The sequence below is a fragment of the Pseudoalteromonas sp. PPB1 genome, assembly GCF_015356275.1.
GTDB classification, from domain to species: Bacteria; Pseudomonadota; Gammaproteobacteria; order Enterobacterales; family Alteromonadaceae; genus Pseudoalteromonas; species Pseudoalteromonas rubra_D.
The window spans coordinates 13437-38046 of sequence record NZ_JACEQV010000015.1; the positions used below are offsets into that span (position 1 = coordinate 13437).

21 protein-coding genes are annotated in these 24610 nt (G+C 50.5%); 17 read left to right on the top strand and 4 right to left on the bottom strand.

The window, feature by feature from the left end:
- The first annotated feature begins 179 nt into the window (after positions 1–179).
- Entirely contained in the window at positions 180–3488 is a 3309-nt protein-coding gene (locus IY568_RS15690) for a methyl-accepting chemotaxis protein (protein ID WP_194868040.1), read from the top strand.
- 43 nt (positions 3489–3531) lie between these two features.
- On the opposite strand, the gene IY568_RS15695 is transcribed toward IY568_RS15690, so the two are convergent.
- Both IY568_RS15695 and IY568_RS15700 read right to left on the bottom strand, forming a co-directional pair.
- Positions 3532–4344, bottom strand: a complete 813-nt coding sequence (locus IY568_RS15695) for an amidohydrolase (RefSeq protein ID WP_125560932.1) — start codon at positions 4342–4344, stop codon at positions 3532–3534.
- Positions 4332–5426, bottom strand: a complete 1095-nt coding sequence (locus IY568_RS15700) for a methionine aminotransferase (RefSeq protein ID WP_267252096.1) — start codon at positions 5424–5426, stop codon at positions 4332–4334. Before IY568_RS15700 ends, IY568_RS15695 begins: the two co-directional genes overlap by 13 nt.
- A 158-nt stretch (positions 5427–5584) precedes the next feature.
- Between IY568_RS15700 and IY568_RS15705 the strand changes: the two genes are divergently transcribed.
- From IY568_RS15705 to IY568_RS15715, 3 genes are read left to right on the top strand one after another with little or no spacing between them, the layout of a single operon-like run.
- Complete coding sequence (locus IY568_RS15705; protein ID WP_194868042.1) at positions 5585–6199, top strand: methylthioribulose 1-phosphate dehydratase; 615 nt, start codon at positions 5585–5587, stop codon at positions 6197–6199.
- The gene (gene mtnC / locus IY568_RS15710; protein ID WP_125560938.1) at positions 6196–6882 is read left to right on the top strand and encodes an acireductone synthase; all 687 of its coding nucleotides are present in this window, start codon (positions 6196–6198) and stop codon (positions 6880–6882) included. Before IY568_RS15705 ends, mtnC begins: the two co-directional genes overlap by 4 nt.
- Positions 6879–7421: a 1,2-dihydroxy-3-keto-5-methylthiopentene dioxygenase gene (locus IY568_RS15715; protein ID WP_194868043.1), complete on the top strand. Its 543-nt coding sequence runs from the start codon at positions 6879–6881 to the stop codon at positions 7419–7421. Before mtnC ends, IY568_RS15715 begins: the two co-directional genes overlap by 4 nt.
- A gap of 23 nt (positions 7422–7444) precedes the next feature.
- Here IY568_RS15715 and mtnA read toward each other — a convergent pair whose 3' ends face one another.
- Entirely contained in the window at positions 7445–8467 is a 1023-nt protein-coding gene (gene mtnA, locus IY568_RS15720) for an S-methyl-5-thioribose-1-phosphate isomerase (RefSeq protein ID WP_194868044.1), read from the bottom strand.
- A gap of 253 nt (positions 8468–8720) precedes the next feature.
- On the opposite strand from mtnA, the gene mtnK reads away from it, so the two are divergent.
- Entirely contained in the window at positions 8721–9923 is a 1203-nt protein-coding gene (gene mtnK, locus IY568_RS15725; RefSeq protein ID WP_194868045.1) for an S-methyl-5-thioribose kinase, read from the top strand.
- A 58-nt stretch (positions 9924–9981) separates the two neighbouring features.
- Here the strand turns inward: mtnK and IY568_RS15730 are convergent, their stop codons facing one another.
- The gene (locus IY568_RS15730; protein ID WP_125560945.1) at positions 9982–11742 is read right to left on the bottom strand and encodes a DUF885 domain-containing protein; all 1761 of its coding nucleotides are present in this window, start codon (positions 11740–11742) and stop codon (positions 9982–9984) included.
- Positions 11743–12062: 320 nt separating this feature from the next.
- Between IY568_RS15730 and IY568_RS15735 the strand changes: the two genes are divergently transcribed.
- The 12 genes from IY568_RS15735 (at position 12063) to IY568_RS15790 (ending at position 24607) form a co-directional block, all read left to right on the top strand.
- Positions 12063–13070 carry a GGDEF domain-containing protein gene (locus tag IY568_RS15735; RefSeq protein WP_125560947.1) on the top strand — a complete coding sequence of 336 codons (1008 nt, stop codon included), beginning with the start codon at positions 12063–12065 and terminating at the stop codon, positions 13068–13070.
- A gap of 131 nt (positions 13071–13201) precedes the next feature.
- On the top strand, positions 13202–13957 hold the full coding sequence (ubiE, locus tag IY568_RS15740; RefSeq protein ID WP_194868046.1) for a bifunctional demethylmenaquinone methyltransferase/2-methoxy-6-polyprenyl-1,4-benzoquinol methylase UbiE: 756 nt from the start codon (positions 13202–13204) through the stop codon (positions 13955–13957).
- Positions 13958–13980: 23 nt separating this feature from the next.
- Entirely contained in the window at positions 13981–14598 is a 618-nt protein-coding gene (locus IY568_RS15745; RefSeq protein ID WP_125560949.1) for a ubiquinone biosynthesis accessory factor UbiJ, read from the top strand.
- A gap of 10 nt (positions 14599–14608) precedes the next feature.
- The gene (ubiB, locus tag IY568_RS15750; protein ID WP_125560951.1) at positions 14609–16219 is read left to right on the top strand and encodes a ubiquinone biosynthesis regulatory protein kinase UbiB; all 1611 of its coding nucleotides are present in this window, start codon (positions 14609–14611) and stop codon (positions 16217–16219) included.
- Between the two features lie 60 nt (positions 16220–16279).
- Positions 16280–16525 (top strand): Sec-independent protein translocase subunit TatA, encoded by a 246-nt coding sequence (gene tatA / locus IY568_RS15755; RefSeq protein ID WP_125560953.1) that lies wholly within the window; start codon positions 16280–16282, stop codon positions 16523–16525.
- 6 nt (positions 16526–16531) lie between these two features.
- Positions 16532–16864: a Sec-independent protein translocase protein TatB gene (gene tatB, locus IY568_RS15760; RefSeq protein ID WP_049865663.1), complete on the top strand. Its 333-nt coding sequence runs from the start codon at positions 16532–16534 to the stop codon at positions 16862–16864.
- An 18-nt stretch (positions 16865–16882) separates the two neighbouring features.
- On the top strand, positions 16883–17629 hold the full coding sequence (tatC, locus tag IY568_RS15765; RefSeq protein ID WP_194868047.1) for a twin-arginine translocase subunit TatC: 747 nt from the start codon (positions 16883–16885) through the stop codon (positions 17627–17629).
- A complete protein-coding gene (locus IY568_RS15770; protein WP_194868048.1) occupies positions 17622–18089 on the top strand; it encodes a hypothetical protein in 468 nt (155 codons plus the stop codon). Before tatC ends, IY568_RS15770 begins: the two co-directional genes overlap by 8 nt.
- Positions 18090–18878 (top strand): TatD family hydrolase, encoded by a 789-nt coding sequence (locus IY568_RS15775; RefSeq protein WP_194868049.1) that lies wholly within the window; start codon positions 18090–18092, stop codon positions 18876–18878.
- Positions 18878–20719 (top strand): diguanylate cyclase, encoded by a 1842-nt coding sequence (locus tag IY568_RS15780; protein ID WP_194868050.1) that lies wholly within the window; start codon positions 18878–18880, stop codon positions 20717–20719. The genes IY568_RS15775 and IY568_RS15780 overlap by 1 nt, the downstream gene beginning before the upstream one ends.
- Before the next feature lies 1 nt (position 20720).
- Positions 20721–21731 carry a porphobilinogen synthase gene (gene hemB, locus IY568_RS15785; protein WP_125560963.1) on the top strand — a complete coding sequence of 337 codons (1011 nt, stop codon included), beginning with the start codon at positions 20721–20723 and terminating at the stop codon, positions 21729–21731.
- A 140-nt stretch (positions 21732–21871) separates the two neighbouring features.
- Positions 21872–24607 (top strand): ExeM/NucH family extracellular endonuclease, encoded by a 2736-nt coding sequence (locus IY568_RS15790; RefSeq protein ID WP_194868051.1) that lies wholly within the window; start codon positions 21872–21874, stop codon positions 24605–24607.
- Positions 24608–24610: the final 3 nt, after the last annotated feature.

The window sequence follows — 24610 nt, forward strand, 5'->3', positions numbered from 1 at the left end:
ACGCATCTCTTTGTCCCGATCCATGTGCTGGATATTGTCGAGAACTGTTCTAAACTGTGTCACTGAATAGGATACTCTGTCGTCAAGCTCATGCTATGATGGCTGTGTAACGAGGTCGTCAATCTAGGTTTTATCGGTCAGCCTCACAGGTATATCAGCGAATACAAGGAGCAGGGAGCATGTCTGATCTCAGCCACTTTTTTAAGTCACTTAACCTGACGCAAAAATTGATCTCGGCCTTTTTACTGGTCGCCCTGATCCCGACCGCCATCATTATCGCCATGGCACTGATACAATCATCCGATGCAATGAGCCGGCAAGTCTATGCCCAGTTGGGTGCGGTAGGCGAAATAAAAGAAAGCGCCATTGAGCGCCATTTCAATGGCGTCGAGGACAAGCTGATATCGCTGGCTGTCAATCCCTATGTCCAACAGGCAGCTACAGATTTTATCCGCGCCTATGGCGAAGTTGAGGATGCGGTTGCCACTCCGACCAGCCTGACACGCTTCTACCGTGAGCAGTTTGCGCCCCAATTTAAATCACTCAATGAGCAGGCTGCGCCCCCCGCAATATTGCTCTCTGAGTTATCTCCTCAAGGGATCACTTTACAGACTCGCTACTTGGCCGAGAACCCTCATCCTCTGGGCGAAAAAGTAAACCTGACCAGCAGTGGCGTTGATGATGCGTATGATGAAATACATAGTCAGTATCACGCATTTTTCACAAAAATTGCCGATGTTTACGAGTTCTACGATATCTTTATCGTCGATAACCTGAACGGCAATGTGATCTATTCGGTTTACAAAGAGAGCGATTTTGCCACTTCATTACTGTATGGCCCCTATGCAGAAAGTAACCTTGCCAAGGCATTTCTGGCAGCCCGAGAGCTCACCAAAGAAGGTGAAATGGCCTTTGTTGATTACGAGCAATACCTGCCTTCTTACAATGCCCCGGCCAGTTTTGTTGCCGCGCCTTTGGTCATCGACGGTCAGGTATCAGCCACACTGATCTTTCAACTCTCCATTGACGCCCTGAATGCCATCATGACTGAACGTCAGGGATTGGGTGAGAGCGGCGAGACCTACCTGGTTGGCCCGGAAGGCCTGATGCGCTCAGATTCTTACCTGGATCCGGTTCATCATTCTGTGACTGCCTCATTCCGTCACCCTGAAAAAGGCACAGTGAATACCGAGGCATTTCAGCTGGCCATGCAGGGGCAGCAAGGGCAAAAAGTGGTGCTGGACTACAATGGCAATCCTGTATTGTCAGCATACACATCTGTAGACGTATTTAATGTACGCTGGGCATTGCTGGCTGAAATTGATGAGGCCGAAGCCTTCGCGCCCATTAATACTTTGCGTACTCAGCTGCTTATCGTGCTGGCGGCCTGTGTACTGATGATCATTCTGGCCGCATTCTGGTTTGCCCGAACCCTGACCCGCCCGGTTCATGCGCTGGTCAATACCATGCGCCAGGTAGAACAAGAAGGCGACTTTGCATTACGTACCAAGATTGACACCAATGATGAAATTGGTCGCTGCGGACAAGCGTTCAATTCACTGCTGGACGCACTGCAATTATCTATTTCGGAAACAAACCGCGTCATGGACCGCATGGCGGCCGGTCGCTTTGATGACAGGATCAGTGCCCCCTGCAAAGGTGAACTGGATACCCTTAAACGTGCCACCAATGATTGTGCCCAGAGCCTGCAAAGTGCACTGAGCGACATCGGTCAGGTGATCCACGCCATGTCGGAAGGTCAATTTGATAAACAGTTGCAGTCAGACATGTGTGGCGACCTGGCAATTTTGAAGCAGCACATCAACAGCTCCATGCATTCAATCAATACCACCATGACTGAAATTGTGACCGTGATGTCGGACATGGAGCAAGGCCACTTCCGGGGACAAGTGCAGGTAGAGGCTCAAGGTAGCCTGCTGCAGCTCAAAGTGAGCGTCAACAATTCCGTGAGCAGCGTCGCCGGTGCCATAGATGGGCTGGCAGCGATGATGAGTGCCCTGCGTCAGGGCGACTTTAGTAAGCGCCTGGAGTTGCCGCTGCGTGGTCAACTGGAAGAGCTCAAAGAAGACACAAACTCCAGTGTAGAAAACCTTGCCGCCATTATCGAAGACATTGGCCACACCATGGCCGCGGTCAGCGAAGGGGACTTTAAACAGGAAGTATCAACACCTGCTCAGGGGCAGCTTGGTGATTTGAAAGAGCACATAAATGTGTCGATCAGCAGTGTTGATGAAGCCATTAGTGAGATTTCATCTGTGATGATGGCAATCAGCCGTGGCCGCTTTGATCGCACCATCAACTCTCCCATGCGGGGCCAGCTGGACACCCTCAAAGGCGATATCAACCACTCGGTCAATAACCTCAGTCGTGTTATTGAAGAGCTGGCCAGCGTGATGTCAGCCATGAGCCAGGGTGATTTTACCATCCAGATAGAATCTGACCTGCAGGGTCAGTTACTGCAACTTAAAGAGGACGTAAATACCTCAACAACCACAGTATCTGATGCCATCAATGAAGTCACCCGGGTACTAGGGGCACTGGCTAAAGGACAGTTAAATGAGCAGATCAACGGTCACTATGAAGGTGTGTTTGAAACCCTGCAACGTGACGTCAATGCCACCATTGCCAAGCTCACGGAAGTGATTGAAGGGATCCAGTATGCGGCCGGCCAGGTCACCCAGAGTGCTGGCGAGATAGCCGCCAGTAACACCGAGATCAGCCAGCGCACCGAGGAACAAGCTGCCAACCTGGAAGAGGCCAGCGCAAGCACAGGCCATATGTTGGAAGAGCTGACTCAGGTTGCACAACAATCCGGTACGGCTGTGGAATTGGCCAGCAACGCGGAGACCATAGCCAAAGAAGGTGGCTCCTTATCGCAGGACACGGTTGATGCCATAGGCGAAGTTAACCGGGCCAGCAAAGACATTAATGAAATCGTGTCGGTGATCGACGCGCTGGCATTCCAGACCAACTTACTGGCCCTTAATGCTGCCGTAGAAGCTGCCCGCGCCGGCGAAAATGGCCGGGGTTTTGCCGTGGTTGCCAATGAAGTGCGTGAATTAGCGGGCCGCAGTGCCGCGTCTGCAAAGCAAATTAAAGAGATCATCGCTAACAGCAACGAAAAAGTGGAACAAGGCACTCAACTGGCGAATAACTCAGGCGATAAGCTGCACCAGATAGTGCAGGCAGTTGCCGATGTCAGTCAAAATATAGTGAAAATCAATCAGTCGACGACCACGCAGCAACAGTCCATCAAAGAGGTAGACATTGTGGTGCAGCGCCTGACCGATTTAATTCAGGAAAACTCAGCCATTACGGAAGAAACCATGGCTGCGGCTAGGCAAATGGCGGATCAGGCGAATGCAATGCGTGAGTTGCTTGGCTATTTTTCGATAGCCTCGCAACAGCAAACAGCGCTGGCTCCTCCTGAGCAGGAGCTGCTCATCCACAGCTACAATGCATCTTAGGCTGATTCGGCAGGTATGCCAGATTTAACTTAGCGCGACGAACTCATTCGTCGCGCGGTCCTTTTTCCAATGCAGGTAACACGAAGTCATCGGCATCAAGGTGAGCAGGAAACCCTTGTTTAAAGGTATCCAGTGGCGCCTTTTCCAGACTAACTACGAGTACATCGGCAGCGTCATCCGGGGCACCGGCCAATAATGCGCCTGTAAAGTCATAAGCGGCGGTGCCACCGTTGTGCGCCGTTCCATAGCCATCGTCACCAATACGATTGCAGCCCAGCACATAACACTGATTTTCAATTGCTCTGGCTTGCAATAAGGTATCCCAGATCCGACGTCGCGCAGCAGGCCAGTTAGCCACATTGATCATCACATCATAATCATTGCGGTTACGCTGGAACACCGGAAAACGCAGGTCATAGCATACCTGAGGTAAGATCCGAAATCCCTTTACCTCAACAACGACCCGCTCCTGTCCGGCATGCACATAATCCCCTTCTTTACCCAGACAGAATAAATGGCGTTTGTCATAATAGCGCACGGTGCCATCCGGCCAGCACCAGTAAAAACGATTGGCTTTCTTTTCACCCAGATCCACCAACACACTGCCCGCCACGACGGCCTGCCAGCGCTGTGCCAGCTGATGTAAAAAAGCCAGTGCTTCCCCCTGCTCAGGCGGCTCGGCACACGCTTCAGCCAATGCAAAACCGGTTGCAAAGGTTTCCGGCAAAATGATCAGATCGCAACCACTGAGTTGCGCCTGCTGTGCATCTAACAGCCTTTCCAGCTGAACAAAGTTATTCTGGGGAGCCAACCACTCAATGGCCTGCTGAACCAGAGCGACAGTTAAAGCTGACATAAACGCTTCGCCGCCTCCAGTAAGGTGTTATCTTCTTTGGCAAAACACAAACGGATCACTTTATCTGTACTGCCGTCGGCATAAAATACGCTCAGCGGAATAGCGGCTACCCCGACTTCTTCCACCAGATAATCACAAAAGCGCACATCATCCAGTGACGAGATAGCACTGTAATCCAGCAACAGGAAGTAGCTCCCCTCGCTGGGTAAAATAGTAAACCGCCCTGGTTTAAGCGCCTCAATGAGCAGATCGCGCTTATGCTGATAAAAATCAGCCAACGCATCCACATGCTCAGGCTCTTCATTAAGCATGTCTGCCAGTGCCAGCTGCGCTGGCGTAAAGCAGGAGAAGGTTACATACTGATGGATCTTACGAAACTCCTTGCTCAGCGCCTCTGGTGCGATGCAATACCCCAGCTTCCAGCCAGTACAATGGAAGGTTTTACCAAAGCTGGCCACCACCATCGCACGCGCAGCCAGCGTCGGGTCACGCAACGCACTCAAATGTGGCTGCGCATCAAAGGTAATGTGCTCGTAAACTTCGTCGCTGATCACATACAGGTCATGCTCAATCACCAGGGCCTGAAGCGCTACCATATCTGCTGCTTTGAGTGTTTTCGCACTCGGATTATGTGGCGTATTAACAATAATAGCGCGAGTTTGAGGTGTGATAGCTGCCGCAACCTGCTGCCAGTCAACCTGGTAATCAGGCGCCTGCAAAGCAATGTGCACACTGGTGCCACCTGCCAGCTCTATCGCCGGATGGTAAGAGTCATAGGCCGGGTCAAACATGATCACTTCATCACCCGGGCGCACCAGGGTCTGAATGGCAACAAACAAGGCTTCTGTGGCGCCGGCAGTGACTGTGACCTGCGCCTCGGCGTCGATCTGCGCACCGTATTTGCGCTCTGCCAGGGCCGCTATTTGCTGCTGTAGCGCCGGTACCCCGGGTGATGGCGCGTATTGGTTCATCCCCGCTTGTACATGCTGAGTCAACCGCAGTTTAAGGCGCTCTGGCGCATCAAATTCAGGAAAACCCTGAGACAAGTTCAGTGCACCGTGCTGATTAGCCAGCGCAGTCATCTTAGAAAAAATACTGGTGCCTACATGAGGTAATTTACTTTCCACTGCCAAGTCCTCGTTTGTGTGTGGTGTAACGGCCCGAGCGATGCTATCATTGCTGCAAATAGAAGTATAGCCGTCTAAAATTATCCACGATGTTATTCGTGAGAGGTAAGCGTATGCAATCAGCACAAGCGAAACATGCCCTGATAGACGCCGGACGTTGGCTCAGTGAGCAAGGCTGGGTACCGGCAACCGGGGGCAACTTTTCCATTAGAACAGAGCAAGGCTTTGTTGTCACGGCCAGTGGTCATGACAAAGGGGCGCTGCAACCCGCGCATTTTCTTGAGTTCAATACCGAAGGCACACACATCGCAGGAACCGGTAAGCCCTCAGCCGAAACCGAGCTGCACCTTGCCCTGTATGCACTCAGTGCGCGTACACACTGCATCTTGCATACCCACTCCGTTGCGGCAACAGTTCTGTCTCGCCTAACAGCAGAGCACAGCCTGAACATTCAGGGGTACGAAATGCAAAAAGCCCTGCATGGTTTCACCAGTCATCTGGAGACCCTGGCTATTCCGGTTTTCGACAACGATCAGGATATTCCAGCCCTGGCACGTCGGGTAGCTGAATACCATGCCCACACGCCTGTGCGGCACGGGGTGCTGATCCGCGGCCATGGACTTTATGCGATGGGGGCAGACATCAGTGAAACGCGTCGTCATATCGAGGCACTGGAATTTTTGTTTAACTGCGAACTGACGCGCAGACAACTGGAAAAAAACGCATGATCAAAGCAATTTTGACCGACATCGAAGGCACCATTACCCGTATCTCTTTCGTCAAAGAGATCCTGTTCCCCTATGCCGCAGACAAGCTACCCGATTTCGTGCGCCAGCATGCACACACCCCGGAAGTGACTGCACAGCTGGATGCAGTGCGTGCTGAACTGAACGCACCACAAGCCTCACTGGATCAGGTTGTCCAGACGCTACTCAGCTGGATCGCTGAAGATAAGAAAGTCACGCCTCTGAAACAATTACAGGGCATGATCTGGCAACATGGCTATCAAAATGGCGATTTTACCGGCCATATTTACCCAGATGCGCACCAGTTTTTGTCTACCGAACATGCTGCGGGCACTGCACTCTACGTCTATTCGTCTGGTTCAGTGCAGGCCCAGCAACTGCTGTTTGCCCATTCGGACTATGGCGATATGCGCCCCTTATTCAGTGGTTATTTTGATACCCGGATAGGTGCCAAACAGCAACCCGAGGCCTATCAGGCCATCGCCAGTCAGCTATCCTTTGCGGCGCATGAAGTGCTCTTTCTGAGCGATGTGGTGGCCGAGCTGGATGCGGCAAAAGCAGCAGGCATGCAGACCTTGCAATTATGGCGTGACGGACAGCCACGGACACAGGCACATGCCTTTATTGAAGATTTCAGCCAATATAATGCACAGGAGTCACGATGAGCCAATTGACCATTTACCATGATCAGCACCCGGATAACATTGAATTCCACAGTGATGCACACAACCAGATAGCCGCTCAGCTTGCTGAGGTGGGTGTCCGCTTCGAGCAATGGCAGGCCGCCTATGAGATTAACCAGACGACATCACATGATGACATTCTTGACGCATATGAGCAGGACATTAATCGCCTGAAAACACAGGATGGCTATCAGACCGTAGACGTGATCTCTTTGCCAAAAGGTCACCCCGACGCGCCCGTTATGCGTCAGAAGTTTCTGTTTGAGCACACCCATAGCGAAGATGAAGTACGTTTTTTTGTTCAGGGTCAGGGGCTATTTTGCCTGCATATTGGCGAACGGGTTTATCAGGTTCTGTGTCAGCAGGGCGATTTGATCTCAGTACCCGCGATGACATCTCACTGGTTTGATATGGGCAGCGACCCTCAGTTTACCGCAATCCGGCTGTTCAACAATGAACAGGGCTGGGTGGCACAAAGTACTGACAGCCCTATCGCCGAGCGCTTTCCGTTACTGGATTAAAGCGCTCACCCGGCACGGTGTCGTCATACCGTGCCTAAAACGCCCGCCGCCACGTCCTGCGGAAAATACACGCCCGTATCCAGTACCCAGGCCGTGATCAGCTCAGCTGGTGTGACATCAAAAGCCGGGTTATACACTTGTGCCTGTGCGGGTGCCCACTGACAGTGACCAAAGCTGCCACTCACCCCGGTCACCTCGCTTTCAGCACGCTGTTCAATCGGGATCTCTGCGCCCGAGGCACAGCCAATGTCCAGGGTTGTTACCGGGGCAACGACATAGAAAGGGATCTTATGATAGTGGGCCAGCACAGCCAAATTATAGGTGCCCACTTTATTGGCAAAGTCGCCGTTCGCAGCAATGCGATCAGCCCCGACAAAAATTTTATCGACCTTGCCTGCAACCATCAGGCTGGCCGCCATATTATCGCAAATCAAAGTGTAAGGGATCTGCCACTGTGCCAGTTCATAGGCAGTCAGTCGTCCCCCTTGCAATAATGGCCGGGTCTCATCAACCCAGATATGGATGTCCGCATGCTGTCGGGCAGCATGATGGATCACGCCCAAAGCGGTGCCCACCCCAGCAGTGGCCAGCGCGCCGGTGTTGCAATGTGTCAGAATATTATCTGAGGGTTCGACCAGCTGCGCACCCAATGTGGCCATTCTGTCGCACAGTGCACAGTCTTCTTCAAACAATCTCTCCGCCTCCGTCACCACAGCCAGGGCAAAGTCTTGCTGTTGCAAGGCAGTGCGCAGCCTCGCCATGCAGTGCATCAGATTCACTGCCGTCGGGCGGGTGGCTTCCAGCTCGTCAATTGCCTCACTAAGCTGAGTTTTACTGTGACCCTGCTCCGCCAGGTAAGCAACCAGCAGACTCGCTGCTAAACCAATCAAAGGAGCGCCACGCACTTTCAGCGTCAGGATCAGCGACGTCATTTGCGCCACACTGGTGCAATGATGCCATGTCTCCTCATGTGGCAGTAAATACTGGTCCAGCACCTGAACCCTACCAGCCTGATACTTCAAACTCCGCGCAACTAGCTCTTTCACCGTTGTTTACTCCGATTTGCTCCTGACGAATGCCCATTCATATCGATGGACAGGCAAGTATGAAGTCTGACACTAACCGTGCCGTTATGACCTCTTTGTGTCATCTGTCACCGACGAAATTACTTCATCTCGACAGTGCCCGATTGAAAAAACGAACGGTTCTATTCTACATCAAGATCTAAAGATGTATAGACTTCTAAACGTTTGCAGGTATAGAATGCTGATCTAATTTTATGCTATCTGGATGATCCGAATGAGTGCTTATCAGGCGTTTGACAATGACAAGGCCATTGAATACATCAATAACCTGGGGGGGATGTTCCCACCAGACGCACAGCTGAACTGCTATGAGTTTGGCGATGGCAACCTGAACCTGGTTTTTCGGGTCACTGATCAACATAACCACAGCGTGATCCTTAAGCAGGCGTTACCCTACGCGCGCTGTGTCGGTGAAAGCTGGCCACTGACACTTGATCGGGCCCGCATCGAAGCCAGCGCCTTACGTCGCCATGGTGAGGTTTGTCCCACCCATACTGTCAGGGTATTGCACCACAACAGTGAGCAGGCAGTGACGATACTTGAAGATCTGGGTCATCTGAAAATCTTACGCAGTGAACTCAACGCCGGGCGTACTTTTGCCAATCTGGGTCGGGATGTGGCCCGCTATCTGGCCACAACCAGTTTTTATCACAGCGATTTCTACCTCACGCCTGCAAACAAGAAAGCCCTGATCCAGTCTTTTACCAACCCGGAATTGTGTGCCATCACAGAAGAGTTATTTTTTGACGACCCCTATCAGGATAGCGAGCGTAACCACTATCCGGATGCGCTGAGCAAAGAGGTCGACAAGCTACGTCACAATACAGCATTAAAACTGGCCATTGCTCAGCTCAAGCAGCGTTTCTTGTCTTCTCCGCAAGCGTTACTGCATGGTGATGCACACAGTGGTAGCCTGTTTGTCGATGACACAACCACCAAGTTTATTGATCCGGAATTTGCCTTTTTTGGTCCCATTGGTTTCGATCTCGGCTCTTTTATCGGTAATTTACTCCTCAATTTCTGTGCTCAGCATGGCCGTATCAGTGAAGCGTCAAAGCGTCGTGATATGCATACTTACTTGTTGCGCACCATAGATATCTGCCTGGGTGAATTTGACTATCAATGGCAGACGTTGTGCGAACAACATGGCACAGACACTACCTTACAGGCACCTGGTTATGCGGCATTGTTTCTGCGTGATGTATTACAAGACGCCATTGGGTATTGTGGCAGTGAGATGATCCGCCGCACCATAGGGCTTGCCCATGTCAGCGATTTGGATGAAATTGAAGATGAGCAGGCACGCCTGCGAGCGCAGCGCCTGACATTGGAGGTCGGTGAACAGCTGATCCTGAATGCCCGCAGCTGTCAAAGCAAAGACGCCTGCTATCAGTTGATCATCAGCGTCTTACAGTAATATCTGTAGCACATGGATCAACTCAGGCCAGGCTCAGAGTTGATCCATCTGCCCGTTACTATGTCTGGCTTGTGTTTTGCGCCGACGCAATATACTTATCGATCTGCGTTTCCAGGACATTTAACGGCACAGAGCCATGACGCAGGATCTGATGGTGGAACTCGCGAATATCAAAGGCATCCCCTAACGCCGCCTCGGCTTTCGCACGCAAACGTTTAATGGTCAACTCACCGACCTTGTATGACAATGCCTGACCTGGCCAGGATATGTAGCGATCCGTTTCTGTCTTCACATTGTGCAGCGACAAAGCCGTATTATCACGCATAAAGTTCATCGCCCGCTCCCGGCTCCAGCCAAACATGTGCATTCCGGTATCCACAACCAGGCGAGCTGCCCGCCACATTTCGTAGGTCAGGCGGCCAAAATTGCTGTACGGGTCCTGATAAAAGCCAGCTTCCAGACCCAGATATTCAGCATACAAGCCCCACCCCTCTCCAAATGCAGAGATATAGGAGTCGCGACGGTAATCAGGTAAATAGTCCAATTCCTGGTTCAGCGAAATTTGCAAATGATGTCCCGGCACCGCTTCGTGCAGTGTCAGGGCTTCAAGCACATATAAAGGACGCTTATCTAACGCATAGGTATTGACCCAGTAAAAACCTGCGTCAGTGTCCTTGCTTGCCCCCAGATATCGCCCAGTAGTGTACTTAGGTGCAATGGCATCCGGCACCGGCGCAACCCCATAAGGGCGACGCGGTAGTGTATGGAATAACTTAGGCAACTGCGCATCCATTTTCTTGGCAATGAAAGCGGCTTCTTTAAGCAACTCTTCTGCACTGCTGGCGTAAAACTGCGGATCGGTTCTTAAGAACTGGACAAACTCGGCAAAGCTCCCGTCAAATTTGGTTTGCTTGATGATCTCCATCATTTCACTTTTGATCCGAGCCACTTCTTCCAGCCCCAACGCATGCACCTGTTCAGGTGTCATCTGTGTGGTCGTAAAGTGCGCGGTCCGATTACGGTAAAACTCAACGCCATTCGGGGTACTCGAGATACCAATGTCATCACGTGCACCTGGCCTGTACTGCTCGACAAAAAATGCCAGATACTCGCGATATGCCGGGATCACCTGTTGTGCGATCACTTTCTGTGCCTGCTTTTGTAAGCGCTCAAACTCGTCATCTGGTAGGCCGCTGCGATTATGCTTGAAAGGACGGAAGTAGGTTGACTCCGTCGCCTCATCGACAATAAAGGCCTCAATAGATGCCTCGTACCCGGCCAATACTGCTTTTGGCTGAGTCAGGCCTGTTTCAAGCCCCTTGCGCATCCAGGCAATATTTTCTGCAAAATAACGCGGCACTTCTGCCAGTTTACTCAGATACAGCGCATAATCATCGCGGGTTTTAAACTCTGTACCACCCAGTAGCCTCGGCAGACTGCTGTGAAAGCCGCTTTCAGACTTAAGTGGCATGTAGTGCGCATTGAAGCGATAGCGATCTACCTTGTCCTGGATCTGAGCACGCAGAATGATCAGGTTTATACGATTTTCTTCACTTAATTTTGTTTCATCCAGTGCGTCTATACGCTGCAAAAAGGCTACGCGCTCGGCATTTTTAGTGGCCAGATAGGCTGCACTCAAATCCGGCAGTAAAGTGCTTCCCTGTGCCTGCTTGTCATTGCGAAATACCATGACTTGCTGAGCTAAAGTCGTAAATTGCTGGTCAGCGCTGACCTGAGTTAGTTCACACCCTGCCAGGCCCAGTGCCAATGTCACTGCGCACAAAGAGCGGGATAGGGTTGTTTTCAGTGGGAAGCTCACGTAGATGTTCCTTTAACAATATTGTGAAATTTGCGCAACACATAAACATGCTCGAGATGGGCTTGCAACTTAATACGACCAGTGGCTACTTTGAGCCATCAATGCCCCTGCAACGCCCAGTCAAGGAGACAATAAAAAAGTGATTACTAATTCAACAACACCCATAAAAAGCAATAAATTTGTCTCATTACGCGGATTTTTGCTTTTCAAAACTCTACAGAGCGATTAATGTAGCCGCAACGAAGCTAGGTATCTCATAGGAACCGTTTCGAGTATTTCTGCCAAGTATTTAACAGCAACTGATTATTGTGGTAAGTAAAATGATGTTCCATGATCCCATGGCAATAGCACAAGAAAAAATGACCAAAGTTTGTCAGTTTCTGGAACAGAATCAGCTGCCGCCTACCCCCCTAAATTACCACATTGGCTATGTCTATATCAGCCAGACTCACCGCGAACTCAATGAACAACTGGATCGCGATATCCGAAACCGTGCCAACATCGACAGTATTTACATTGAGCAGCTCTACTACGAGCACCTGCAAAAAGAGCATCAAACTGAGGCAACGCTCATCCAGCAAGTTGGCGGCATGATCGATCACCTCAGCGACTCAGCGCAGCAGTCTCAGCAAAGCCTGATTGGATTTGCTAAACAGATCAGCCACTGTATCCACAATCTCGATGAGCATAACGTCGTTAAAACGCGGGCGGCCTTAACTGACTTCAGCGCCCACACAGAGCAACTGCTCAAACAGCATCAGCAGTTTAAAAACGCTCTGCGCAAAGCCCGGGAGCTACACGAAAAACAGCAACAACAATTGCTGACTCTGCGCAAGCAACGCATTTTAGACCCACAAACGGGTTTGTATAAACGCCACTATCTGGGCCATAAAACCCAACTATGGCTGACCCAGGATAAACCCGTTTTTGCCATTTCCATCTTAATCGAAAACCTCGACGACTTTAGTCAGGGGTTTGGCGAGCTGATCGGCGAAACTGTATTGCAGCGGGTCGCAAAAAGGATCAAAAAGTACGTACTCCACAGCGGCCTGCCGGGACGCACAGGCAGACAGGAATTCACCATTGTGCTGGCAGACTGTGATGCCGATACAGCCCAGGTCGTCGCGCAAAAAATTCGTCGTGGCGTGAGTCGCCTGAAATTTGTCAGTGCCAAAGGCGATGTCTCGTTTCCCGACATTGATTTGGCCATTGGCATTGCGCAACATCAACCCGAGCACGATTTCAATACCCTGGCCCAGCGTGCTGCCTTCGCTGCCAAAAAAGCCCAGTCGCTCGGTCAGCACTACTATGTCTCTGCCGCTACATAACATTTCCTCAGCTCATCCGGCTTCAGTGCAGCGGCCTGTTGATTAATCTGCTTAAATTGCTGACACCGATTGCGCTCACTGAGTGCTATCAAGTACACTATTAACACCCAGATCCGGCACAAATAACACACATGAAAGAAGCAAACCGCGACACCACACACTTTGGCTATCAAACAGTAGCAACGCAGGAAAAGGCCTCAATGGTGGCCGACGTTTTCCATTCTGTGGCTGCAAAATATGATGTGATGAATGACCTGATGTCATTCGGGATCCATCGCTTATGGAAGCGCCAGACCATTGCGTGTTCTGGTGTCAGACAAGGCCACAAAGTTCTGGATCTGGCCGGTGGTACCGGTGATCTGACAGCCAAATTCAGTGAATTGGTGGGTGAAACAGGTCAGGTGACCCTGGGCGACATCAATGACTCCATGCTACGTGTAGGCCGCGATAAACTGCGTGACTTGGGCCGGGTTGGGAATATCGAATATGTGCAGATGAATGCCGAAGCACTGCCCTTTCCGGACAATAGCCTGGATGTGATCACCATCGCCTTTGGACTGCGCAACGTCACAGACAAAGATAAGGCACTGCGTTCCATGTACCGAGTATTGAAGCCGGGTGGTCGTCTGTTGGTGCTGGAGTTCTCTAAAACAGACAACGAAGCGCTGTCGAAGCTCTACGATTTCTACTCATTCAATATCCTGCCAACTATGGGTAAATTGGTTGCCAACGACAGCGAATCCTATCGCTACCTGGCAGAGTCTATCCGTATGCACCCAGACCAGGAAACCCTGAAAACAATGATGGAAGAAGCAGGCTTTGAACAAGCGAGCTACCAGAACCTGACGGGCGGTATTGTGGCGCTTCATCGAGGCTTTAAATTTTAATTTCGAAGAAGCAAGGAAATTGTATGTGGATCACGCTGCTCACCGCCGTTGCAGAAAGCGCACTGGATCAGCTGCTGAACAAAGAACCTGCTTTAGCACTGCAGCTGGCTCCCACGCAGCACAAAACGCTGGCGATCACCTTAACCGATCTCGGCTTGTGCTGTGCGCTGCACTATGTGGGTGAACAGCAAGGGAAACCACATTGTTTTGTCTATGGAAACTACCAGGACAAAGCCGACTGCCACATCACGACCACCTTATCGACCTTAGGTGAAATCTCAGATCCCAGTCAGCTGACGCGTCTCATCCGTGAGGAAAAGCTGGATCTCGAAGGCGATTTACAACTGGCACAAAGCTACAGCAAAGCATTTTCCGGCCTCGATATTGACTGGGCAGAACACCTTTCACGTCATCTTGGCGATGCGCCGGCCCAACTGCTGGTCGAGCGCTGCAAGACAGCCACGCAACGTGGTGGCAGTCATCTCAAGACGCTACAACGGACCTTTACACAATTGTGCCAGGACGAGCTGAAAGTAGCCGTTCACCCGCTGGAAGTCCGCCAATTTAAATCCCATACGCGACAGTTGGCTCAACAACTGGCGGCGCTGGAACAACGTATCAACGCGTTAAGCGAATTATAAGGAGCTGGGTTTGTCCATCGCTCGTCTGTATCAAATCGGTAAAACTTTTCTTAATTACGGCCTGGACGACCTGCTTCCAAGGCACAAGCAACCCTGGTATGCCCGGGCGATTAGACGTAGTTTATTTTGGCTACCCAATCAGCACAGCGACAAACCCGTCGGTGCCCGCCTCAGACTGGCACTGCAAACATTAGGACCGGTATGGGTCAAGTTTGGCCAAATGCTGTCAACGCGTCGCGACTTACTGCCACCCGACATTGCCGAAGAACTCGCCCTGTTGCAGGACAAAGTTGCCCCTTTCCCTGGCGATCAGGCACAAGCACTGATAGAAAAAGCACTGGGCCTCAATAGTATCCACGATGGTTTTGTCGAATTTGAACAAACACCGCTGGCCTCGGCTTCTATCGCGCAAGTACATTGCGCCAAGCTAGTCGTTGAGGAAGAATTAAGAGAAGTGGTGGTCAAAGTGATCCGCCCGAATATTGAAAAACAAATCCTCGCGGACCTGTCTTTGATGGAGCGTTTTGCTCATCTGCTGGCCAGCCTAATCAGTGCCGGTCGCCGCCTGCGCCCGGTCGAAGTGGTCAGGGAATATCGAAAAACTCTGCTCGATGAACTCGACCTGATGCGTGAAGCCGCTAATGCCATCCAACTCAGACGTAACTTTGAAGGCTCAGCGTCACTTTATATTCCAGAAGTGTACAGTGATTATTCAAGACGCAATGTCCTGGTGATGGAACGCATTTACGGTATCCCTGTATCGGATACAGAAGCACTGCTGGCCCAGGGTACCAATATGAAGGTGCTGGCTGAGCGCGGGGTCGAAGTGTTTTTTACCCAGGTTTTCCGCGACAGCTTTTTTCATGCCGACATGCACCCGGGTAACATTTTTGTGTCACGCGAAGATCCGCATAACCCGAAATATATCGGCATTGATTGCGGTATCGTGGGCACCTTAAATCGTGAAGATAAACGCTACCTGGCAGAGAACTTCATTGCCTTTTTCAACCGCGACTATCGTCAGGTTGCACAGTTACACGTCGACTCAGGCTGGGTACCCCCCGACACCTGTGTTGAGGAGTTCGAGTTTGCCATTCGCACTGTGTGCGAACCAATCTTTAACAAACCACTGGCCGAAATTTCGTTCGGACATGTACTGGTTAACCTGTTCAATACCGCTCGACGTTTTAATATGGAAGTGCAGCCCCAACTGGTGTTGTTACAGAAAACCCTCTTATACGTTGAGGGTCTGGGCCGCCAGCTCTATCCACAGCTGGATTTATGGAAAACGGCCAAACCCTTTTTAGAAAAGTGGGTGCAGGATCAGGTCGGTCCTCTGGCAGTGGCCAAAAAACTCTACACCAACTTGCCATTTTGGGCTGAAAAAATGCCTGAGCTGCCAGATCTTATCTATCAGAATCTGAAGCGCAGCCAGCGTCAAAGTGCACCCATTGTGCAACAAAACCACACAGACACCCGTGCATTGCTACTTGGCCTTGCCGCAGCAGCGCTCACCATTGTGGCTGGTTTGTGCTTTGTTGATGAGCGTCAGCTCGCAAGCGGAATCTGCGCTACACTGGCAATTGCAATATTTATTAAAGCATGGCGCAAAACAGGGTGATATTTTACACACTCGGCGTATAATCTTTCTTAATTCAATAACACATTAAATGGAGTAGACATGGGTTTTGGTGGTATCAGTATTTGGCAGTTGCTTATCATTCTGGCCATTATCGTGCTTTTGTTTGGGACGAAAAAACTGCGTGGCATTGGTAGTGATTTGGGCAATGCGGTAAAAGGCTTTAAAAATGCAGTGTCTGAAGACGAAGAAGAAAAAAAGTCAGAAAAAACGGATAGCAAAGAACAGCTGACCGATCAGGCTGCACAGGCTAAAACAACCAGCGAAAAAGAAAAAGACAAGGTGTGATCTGACATGGGGATGTGGGAACTCGTCGTAGTGTTGATCGTTGGCCTGGTTGTGCTCGGGCCAGAACGCCTGCCTGTTGCGATCAGAACGGTCAGCCGCTGGATCAACACAGTCAAATCTGTTGCCAATTCCGTCAAGGCGGAAGTAAGCGAAGAGCTGAGAGTACACGAGTTGCATAGCAACCTGAAAAAAGCCGAAGAACAGGGCCTGGACAATATTTCCCCAGGTCTCAAACAATCGGTTGAGGAGTTGCAGCGTGCGGCAGAGTCAGTACGCCACAGCTACAGCAAGTCTCCAGATCCGTCGAAAAACGACAAAGATCCGTCCTCTCAAAACTAACCGTTTACGAGTTTTTGCATGTCAGATATGACAAATAGTGGCTTTATTGGCCACCTTATTGAGCTTCGAAACCGTCTAATTAAGGCGCTACTAAGCATCCTGATCATTTTTATTTCTTTGGTTTATTTTGCCAACGATATATATGCATTTGTGGCAGCCCCACTGGTTGAGAGCCTACCCGCAAACAGCACTATGATAGCCACAGATGTCACGGCCCCTTTCTTTGCCCCCTTTAAACTGACCCTGTTTGTATCACTGTTTCTGGCAGTGCCTATGATACTGCATCAAATCTGGGGATTTCTGGCACCCGGCCTGTATCAGCATGAAAAACGCATGCTGATACCCATTCTGCTGTCCAGTATCCTGCTGTTTTACGCCGGTATTGCATTTTGTTATTTTGTCGTGATGCCCATTATTCTCGGCTTCTTTACCGCCGTGGGTCCCGACATGATGACCCTCTCTCCGGATATCAGCAGCTATCTTGGCTTCATTTTGAAGTTGTTCTTTGCATTCGGCGTTGCATTTGAAATACCCGTGGCCATTATGCTGTTGTGCTGGAGCGGTGTCACGACCACACAAAGCCTGGCACAAAAACGGCCCTATATCATAGTCGGCGTGTTTGTCGTCGCGATGTTTTTAACGCCTCCCGATGTGTTATCGCAAACACTACTCGCCGTTCCGATGGCACTGCTGTTTGAATTGGGGTTATTGTTGGCCAGGCTGTACAGCAAAAAGCCCGTCGCTGAGGAAGAAAGCCATGAATAAAATCACATTTTTGCTGATCGGTGCAGTGATATTTACCGCTGTGCTTGGCATACAACCAGCTCAGGCCAAAGGTAAATTACCGCATAAATTGCAAGCATGTAGTCAGCAGCAATCCGACGACAAGCGCTTAGCCTGTTACGATCAACTGGCCGCTGACTATGCCAGTAAGCCACACCCGGTACGCTCTAAGCCGCCAGCAACGAATGCCAAGTCTTTTGGCCTGGAACACAAACAGGACAGCCAACAGACAGTCAACGCAACTGTGGTGGAGGTGAGCAAATCCGCCAATGGATTACGCCGGTTTACGCTCGATAACCAGCAACGCTGGCAGCAGATCGGCACACAAGCCTTCTTTGCAAAAGAAGGGGACACAGTGACCATTCGTCGTGGCTCATTCAATTCTTTCATCATGCAAAAAGATGGCTCTAACCGCTCAATAAAAGTGAGAAGGGTAGATTAAATGGCGACCTTTATTGATGCTGGCGTCAACCTGACCAGTACACAATTTGATACCGATCGCACAGCCATCCTGACCCGGGCGGCGGATCAGGGCGTAGAATCTATGTTGCTGATTGGATGTGACTTACTCACCAGTGAGCAAAGTCTGGCGCTGGCACAAGAATATAACCAGTATGCGACCGCAGGTGTGCACCCTCATGATGCCAAAGACGTGCCGGACGATTTCATCGCCCAGTTGCGCCACCTGGCAGCCCAAGATCACGTAGTCGCTATTGGCGAGTGTGGGCTCGACTTCAATCGTGACTACTCACCGCGCCCGGTGCAGCAACTGATCTGCGGTGTGCAACTGGAGCTGGCTCAGACACTCGACATGCCGGTGTATCTGCATGAACGCGAGGCATTTGATACGCTCAGTGCCATGCTGAACGAATTTTCCCTGCGCGGTGTACTACATTGCTTTACTGGTGATAGGCACGCTTTGCGCCATTATCTGGATTATGGCCTGATGATTGGCCTGACTGGCTGGCTGTGCGATGAGCGCCGGGGTGAAACCTTACGGGAGTTAGTGCGTTATATTCCAGAAGATCGGATCCTGCTGGAGACCGATGCGCCCTTCTTACTTCCCAGAACACTCAAACCGAAACCGAAATCCCGTCGTAATGAGCCGGCTTACCTGCCAGAGATTGCACATCATGTTGCGGCGCTCAAAGGCATTTCCCTGACGCAACTGGCCCAGCAAACCACGGAGAATTTCAAAACCTTGTTCCAGATATCAGGGAACAATGCCTGATGGTGTGGCGCTGGCTGCTACTTTTGCTGTGCTTATCCGGTGCTGCTCAGGCACTGGAGGTATCTGCTGAATTTAAGCAACACCAGGCATTGTCCTATCAGTATGCTTTCAGCCAGGCCGACACCATTCAAACATTACTGGCCAGTGATCCACACTGGCAACCAGGTCAGCGCCAGCCGTTAAAACCGCCCGCAAATACCCAAGCCTGGATCCGCGTATCTTTACACAACCCGGGCCCCATTGAGGTGCCCCTGCTACTGAGTATAGATAACAACTTACTGGATAAAATCACCGCCTACATCCGCCATGATGATGCCTCTTTTCTGACTCTGGCGTTGGGTGACGCGCTGCCACTAATGCAGCGCCCCATTAAACACGAAGCCCAGCTCATTCCGTTAGAGCTGCCGGCACAGAGTCACAGTCAGGTCTACTTGCAGCTCAGCCATCATGGTACGCTGAATGTCCCCTTGAGCCTCTGGCACCCAATAGAGTACCTCAAGTACAAGAGCAAGTTTAATCTGGTCTACGGGATACTGGCCGGATTTATACTGGCCATGATCGCCATTAACTTTACCCTGTATAGTTTTACTCGCCGGCGCTATTTTTTACATGGCACACTCATTATCGGCCTCTTCTGGCTGCTCATAGTGCACCTATATGGTTTTGGCTACCGTTATCTGTATGGTTCACACGTCTGGTTGCAGCAATATGGTCAAAGCCTGCTGGTGATGTTCTCCACACTGACCCTGATCCCCATTCAACGCAGCAAAGCACTGCCCAACCTGCTGCCAATAAAATATGACCGCAAGCTCACGCAACTGCTGATACTGGGTCTGATCTTAACCTTACTAAGCCAGCTCCTGCCGCTGACACAAGCCACCTTTGCAGCCTATGGCATGGCACTCACACTCGTATTAGGATATATCGCCTGCACCCTGCGCAGCCGTTACCGTCGCACCACCAAAATCACGGCCCTACTGATCTACATTATTATGTTAATCACCCTCAGCTATCAGTTTGGTTTTGAATTGGGTTTATTTGGTGGCGCTCAATTGGACCGCCCGGTGACTTATATCTGTTACTTGATCCTGAGCCTCTATATCAGCTTTGTGCTGACTCGGCAGTTCATACTTGAACGTGAAAAGCACATCAAGACACAGCAACATAAGCTCGCCCGTACTCAGGCAGAAGACGCCCTGCTCAAAGAAAAACTGAAACTCCAGGAACAGGCACAGGAAGAGCTGGAAAACAGCATTGATGAACGCACTTTTGAACTTCAGGTGACGCTGAGAGAGCTGGAAGAGAAAAACCATGAGCTGGAAAAGCTCAACATGGAAGACCCCATGACCAAAGTAAAGAACCGTCGTTACTTTGATAAGCGTCTGATGATGGAAGTCCGCCGTTCACGTCGGGAACAAACGACGTTGAGTCTGATCATTCTGGATATTGATTTCTTCAAAAAAGTAAACGATAACTACGGTCATCTTGCCGGGGATCACACCATTTGTGCGTTCGCGCGGCTCATAGAGAAACACCTGAAAAGACCCCATGATGAAGTATTTCGCTATGGCGGTGAAGAATTTGTGATCCTGCTGCCCAACACCTCACAGGAAGGCGCGTTGGAGCTGGCCGAGCAGATCCGCCAGGCCACTGAAGCCCATGAGCTGAAAGTCGCCGGTCACCATATTAAATTTACCACCAGTGCCGGGGTTTACAGTGCCATCGCACAGAACACCAACAACCCCACACTATTTACCGATTTGGCTGATAAAGGCTTGTACATGGCCAAACAACAAGGCCGCAATCGGATCTGTATTTACCAACCTAAGCAGGAGACTTAACGTGGCTCAGTCAGGACTGGATCTTTTTCCCTATACGCGTATGCGCCGTATGCGCAAAGACGACTTTTCCCGCCGTATGATGTGTGAAAACACGCTCACGGTAAACGATCTGATCTATCCGGTGTTCGTCCTGGAAGGCAAGAACCGTAAAGAAGCGATCCCTTCTATGCCCGGCATTGAGCGTCTGTCGATCGACCTACTGGTAGAAGAAGCCAAAGAACTGGTGGCGCTGGGTGTACCGGCTGTCGCCATTTTCCCGGTTACCCCTGGCGACAAAAAATCCTTACATGCGGAAGAAGCTTATAATCCTGAAGGGCTGGCACAACGCACCGTACGCGCACTTAAGAGCGAGTGTCCGGAGCTGGGAGTGATCACCGATGTAGCACTGGACCCATTCACTACACATGGCCAGGACGGCATCATAGACGAAGCGGGTTACGTGATAAACGATATCACCACTGAGGTACTCGTCAAGCAGGCATTGTCTCATGCAGAGGCTGGTGCTGATATTGTCGCCCCCTCAGATATGATGGATGGTCGTATTGGTGCTATCCGTGATGCGCTCGAGGAAGTCGGACACATTCATACCCGCATCATGGCCTATTCTGCTAAGTATGCATCCAGCTATTACGGCCCGTTCCGCGATGCAGTTGGCTCAGCAGGCAACCTCAAAGGGGCGGATAAGAAGACCTATCAGATGGATCCGGCTAATTCTGATGAGGCGTTACGTGAAGTCGCATTAGACCTTCAGGAAGGTGCTGACATGGTGATGGTTAAGCCAGGCATGCCATATCTGGATGTGGTACGCCGAGTAAAAGACGAATTCGGTGTCCCAACATTTGCTTATCAGGTGAGTGGTGAATATGCCATGCACAAAGCGGCTATCGACAATGGCTGGCTGGCAGAAAAACCAACCATTATGGAGTCATTACTCGCTTTTAAACGTGCCGGTGCCGATGGCATTCTCACCTACTTTGCAAAGCAAGCCGCTATCTGGTTGAATGATAAATAAATAATAGGTGATTATTAAAAAAGGAGCAATAAATTGCTCCTTTTTTGCATTTTTACGATTAACATTGTGTCATTTTTGTGTAACATAGCCCCCGTAAGCTTATGTACCCATTTGGGTTTAAACTACACACGGGAAAAACCATGATAAAAACAAAATTCACTCCACTGGCACTTCTTGTGGCCGCAGCAACTGCCCCTGTGCAGGCTCAGGTCATCATGTCAGAGTACATTGAAGGTAGCTCGAACAATAAAGCAGTAGAGCTTTTCAATACTTCAGAAAACGCAATATCACTGGACGGATATACGCTCAGCTATTATTCAAATGGCAACACAGATCCATCAAATACCATTGAGCTTAGCGGTGAAATCGCAGCAGGTGGTACTTATGTCATTGCAAACAGTAGCGCCGTTGATGCCGTCCTAAGTGCTGCACAGCTAACAATAGGTGGCAGCTGGTACAATGGCGACGATGCGATTGTATTACGTAACGGTGATACGGTACTGGACAGCTTTGGCCAGGTTGGCTTTGACCCAGGCAGTAACTGGGAAAATAATGGTGTTGCAACAAAAGACAAAACACTACGTCGCAACCTGGAAGTGACAACCGGTCGCACAACCTTTGACGCGGCATTCGATCCAAGTGCCGAGTGGATACAGTTCGATAAAGATGATTTTTCTGGCCTAGGTAGCCATAGCGGCGATACCGGCGGTGGAGATGACGGTGGCGACGATGGTGACACGCCAGAGCCATTAGTGTGTGGAGAAGCCGCCACAGCCATTAATGCTATTCAGGGTAATGCAGACGAAAGCCCGCTTAAAGATCAAATTGTGACCATTGAAGCTGTGGTCACAGCAGACCTGCAAGAAGACAACCAGCTGAAAGGCTTCTTTGTTCAGTCACTGGCTAATGACATGGACGAAGACAGCATGACCTCAGAAGGTCTATTTGTATACTATAAAGATGTCGACGTAAACGTTGGTGACCAGGTACGTGTTAAGGGTACGGTTCAAGAGTTTTACAATGCTACTCAGCTGGGCAATGTCACTCAACTAGAAATCTGTGGCAGCGCAGAAGTTCAGGCGCAGGTGCTAACCCTGCCCGTCTCTGAGGTAAGCGACCTGGAGGCCGTAGAAGGCATGTTAGTTAACCTGTCCAATGACATGGTTGTGGCAGATACTTATAACTTAGGTCGTTATGGTGAAGTTGGCTTGGCAACAGAACGCCTTTACCAGGGTACACAATTAGCGATGCCTGGTGATGAAGCCAATGCACTGGAAGCAGAAAACAAGAAGAAGTTCCTGCTGATGGATGATGGTTCGACCGTTCAGAACCCAGAAGTGATCCCATATCCAAGTACCGGCCTGGATGCTTACAAAACCATCCGTCTGGGTGACACGGTGTCTAATGTGCAAGGGGTTATTGCTTACAGCTTTGGCCAATACCGCCTAAACCCAACCACAGCCCCGACTTTCAACAACACCAATGAACGTGCTGAAGCTCCAGAGCTTGAAGGTGAAGGTGATCTGCGTATCGCCAGCTTCAACGTCCTGAACTATTTCAATGGCGACGGCCAGGGTGCAGGATTCCCAACACCACGTGGTGCAGACACAGCAGAAGAGCTGGTCCGTCAGGAAGCAAAACTGGTATCCGCTATCACTGCGCTGGATGCCGATGTTATTGGTCTGATGGAGATCGAAAACGACGGATTTGGTGAGCACAGTGCCATTGCTGATTTAGTGAGAGCGATTAATGCTGAGTCTAATTACACCTATGCATTTGTCGACTTCAACACCGACACGATTGGTGGTGACGATATCACAACAGGCATTATCTACCGTACCGACACAGTAGAAGAAGCGGGTGCTGCTAGCTTCACAACTGCTGTGCCGTTTGATTACAGCAACCGTCCACCTACGGCGCAAAGCTTCCGTAAGCTGGACAATAATGAAGAGTTTACCGTTGCCGTTGCTCACCTCAAATCGAAAGGTTGTGGCAGCGCAGAAGGTGATAACGCTGATCAGGGCGATGGTCAGGGCTGTTGGAATGTCATCCGTACTGAAGGCGCAAACGCGTTCGCAGACTGGCTGGCGACCAACCCAACGGGTAACGACGATGAAGACGTTATCCTAGTAGGTGATATGAACGCCTATGCAATGGAAGACCCGATGCGTGCCTTCGCGGATAAAGGTCTGAGCAATGTTATGACTCATGTGGACGGTAACACACAGAGCTACTCTTATACCTTCTCAGGACGCCTGGGTAGCCTGGACCATGCCGTGGCATCACCTTCACTGTTAGCTAAGGTCACAGATGCGACAGACTGGCACATCAATGCTGATGAACCACGTATGCTGGATTACAACACTGAATATAGAACGGATGCACAAATTGCCGCGCTATACGCACCACATGCCTACCGTGCATCTGACCACGATCCAGTGATTGTAGAGATTAAAACAGAAGCCGCCGCGCCGCCCGTTGATCCACGCCCAGTGATTGCAGCTGGTCAAAGCTTCGACGTAGCAGAAAACACACCGATAAACACTGCTATTGGTATGCTTGAATTCTCAGATGCAGATGCTGACGAGACGCCGGTAGAGCGCTTTATTGTAACTGGTACAAACGTCATTTCGGTCAATGAATCTGGTCAGGTTGTTGTTGCCGGCGAACTGGATTATGAATTCGATAACCGAATCGAGTTCATGGTTCAGGCACAAGACAGTGCTGGTAACCTGTCAGAGCAAGTACAGGTTGTTGTCAACGTTAAAGATATCAAACAAGGTGATGACAATGACGGCGATGATGACTCAGGCAGCCTGGGCTGGTTAGCACTGTTTGCGGCACCTCTGGCGCTGCTGCGTCGTCGCACAAAATAAATG

Coding starts and splice junctions, on each gene's coding strand:
- IY568_RS15690 (WP_194868040.1), top strand. CDS start 180: ATGTCTGATCTCAGCCACTTTTTTAAGTCACTTAACCTGACGCAAAAA.
- IY568_RS15695 (WP_125560932.1), bottom strand. CDS start 4,344: ATGTCAGCTTTAACTGTCGCTCTGGTTCAGCAGGCCATTGAGTGGTTG.
- IY568_RS15700 (WP_267252096.1), bottom strand. CDS start 5,426: ATGACTGCGCTGGCTAATCAGCACGGTGCACTGAACTTGTCTCAGGGT.
- IY568_RS15705 (WP_194868042.1), top strand. CDS start 5,585: ATGCAATCAGCACAAGCGAAACATGCCCTGATAGACGCCGGACGTTGG.
- mtnC (WP_125560938.1), top strand. CDS start 6,196: ATGATCAAAGCAATTTTGACCGACATCGAAGGCACCATTACCCGTATC.
- IY568_RS15715 (WP_194868043.1), top strand. CDS start 6,879: ATGAGCCAATTGACCATTTACCATGATCAGCACCCGGATAACATTGAA.
- mtnK (WP_194868045.1), top strand. CDS start 8,721: ATGAGTGCTTATCAGGCGTTTGACAATGACAAGGCCATTGAATACATC.
- IY568_RS15735 (WP_125560947.1), top strand. CDS start 12,063: ATGATGTTCCATGATCCCATGGCAATAGCACAAGAAAAAATGACCAAA.
- ubiE (WP_194868046.1), top strand. CDS start 13,202: ATGAAAGAAGCAAACCGCGACACCACACACTTTGGCTATCAAACAGTA.
- IY568_RS15745 (WP_125560949.1), top strand. CDS start 13,981: ATGTGGATCACGCTGCTCACCGCCGTTGCAGAAAGCGCACTGGATCAG.
- tatA (WP_125560953.1), top strand. CDS start 16,280: ATGGGTTTTGGTGGTATCAGTATTTGGCAGTTGCTTATCATTCTGGCC.
- tatB (WP_049865663.1), top strand. CDS start 16,532: ATGGGGATGTGGGAACTCGTCGTAGTGTTGATCGTTGGCCTGGTTGTG.
- tatC (WP_194868047.1), top strand. CDS start 16,883: ATGTCAGATATGACAAATAGTGGCTTTATTGGCCACCTTATTGAGCTT.
- IY568_RS15770 (WP_194868048.1), top strand. CDS start 17,622: ATGAATAAAATCACATTTTTGCTGATCGGTGCAGTGATATTTACCGCT.
- IY568_RS15775 (WP_194868049.1), top strand. CDS start 18,090: ATGGCGACCTTTATTGATGCTGGCGTCAACCTGACCAGTACACAATTT.
- IY568_RS15780 (WP_194868050.1), top strand. CDS start 18,878: ATGGTGTGGCGCTGGCTGCTACTTTTGCTGTGCTTATCCGGTGCTGCT.
- IY568_RS15790 (WP_194868051.1), top strand. CDS start 21,872: ATGATAAAAACAAAATTCACTCCACTGGCACTTCTTGTGGCCGCAGCA.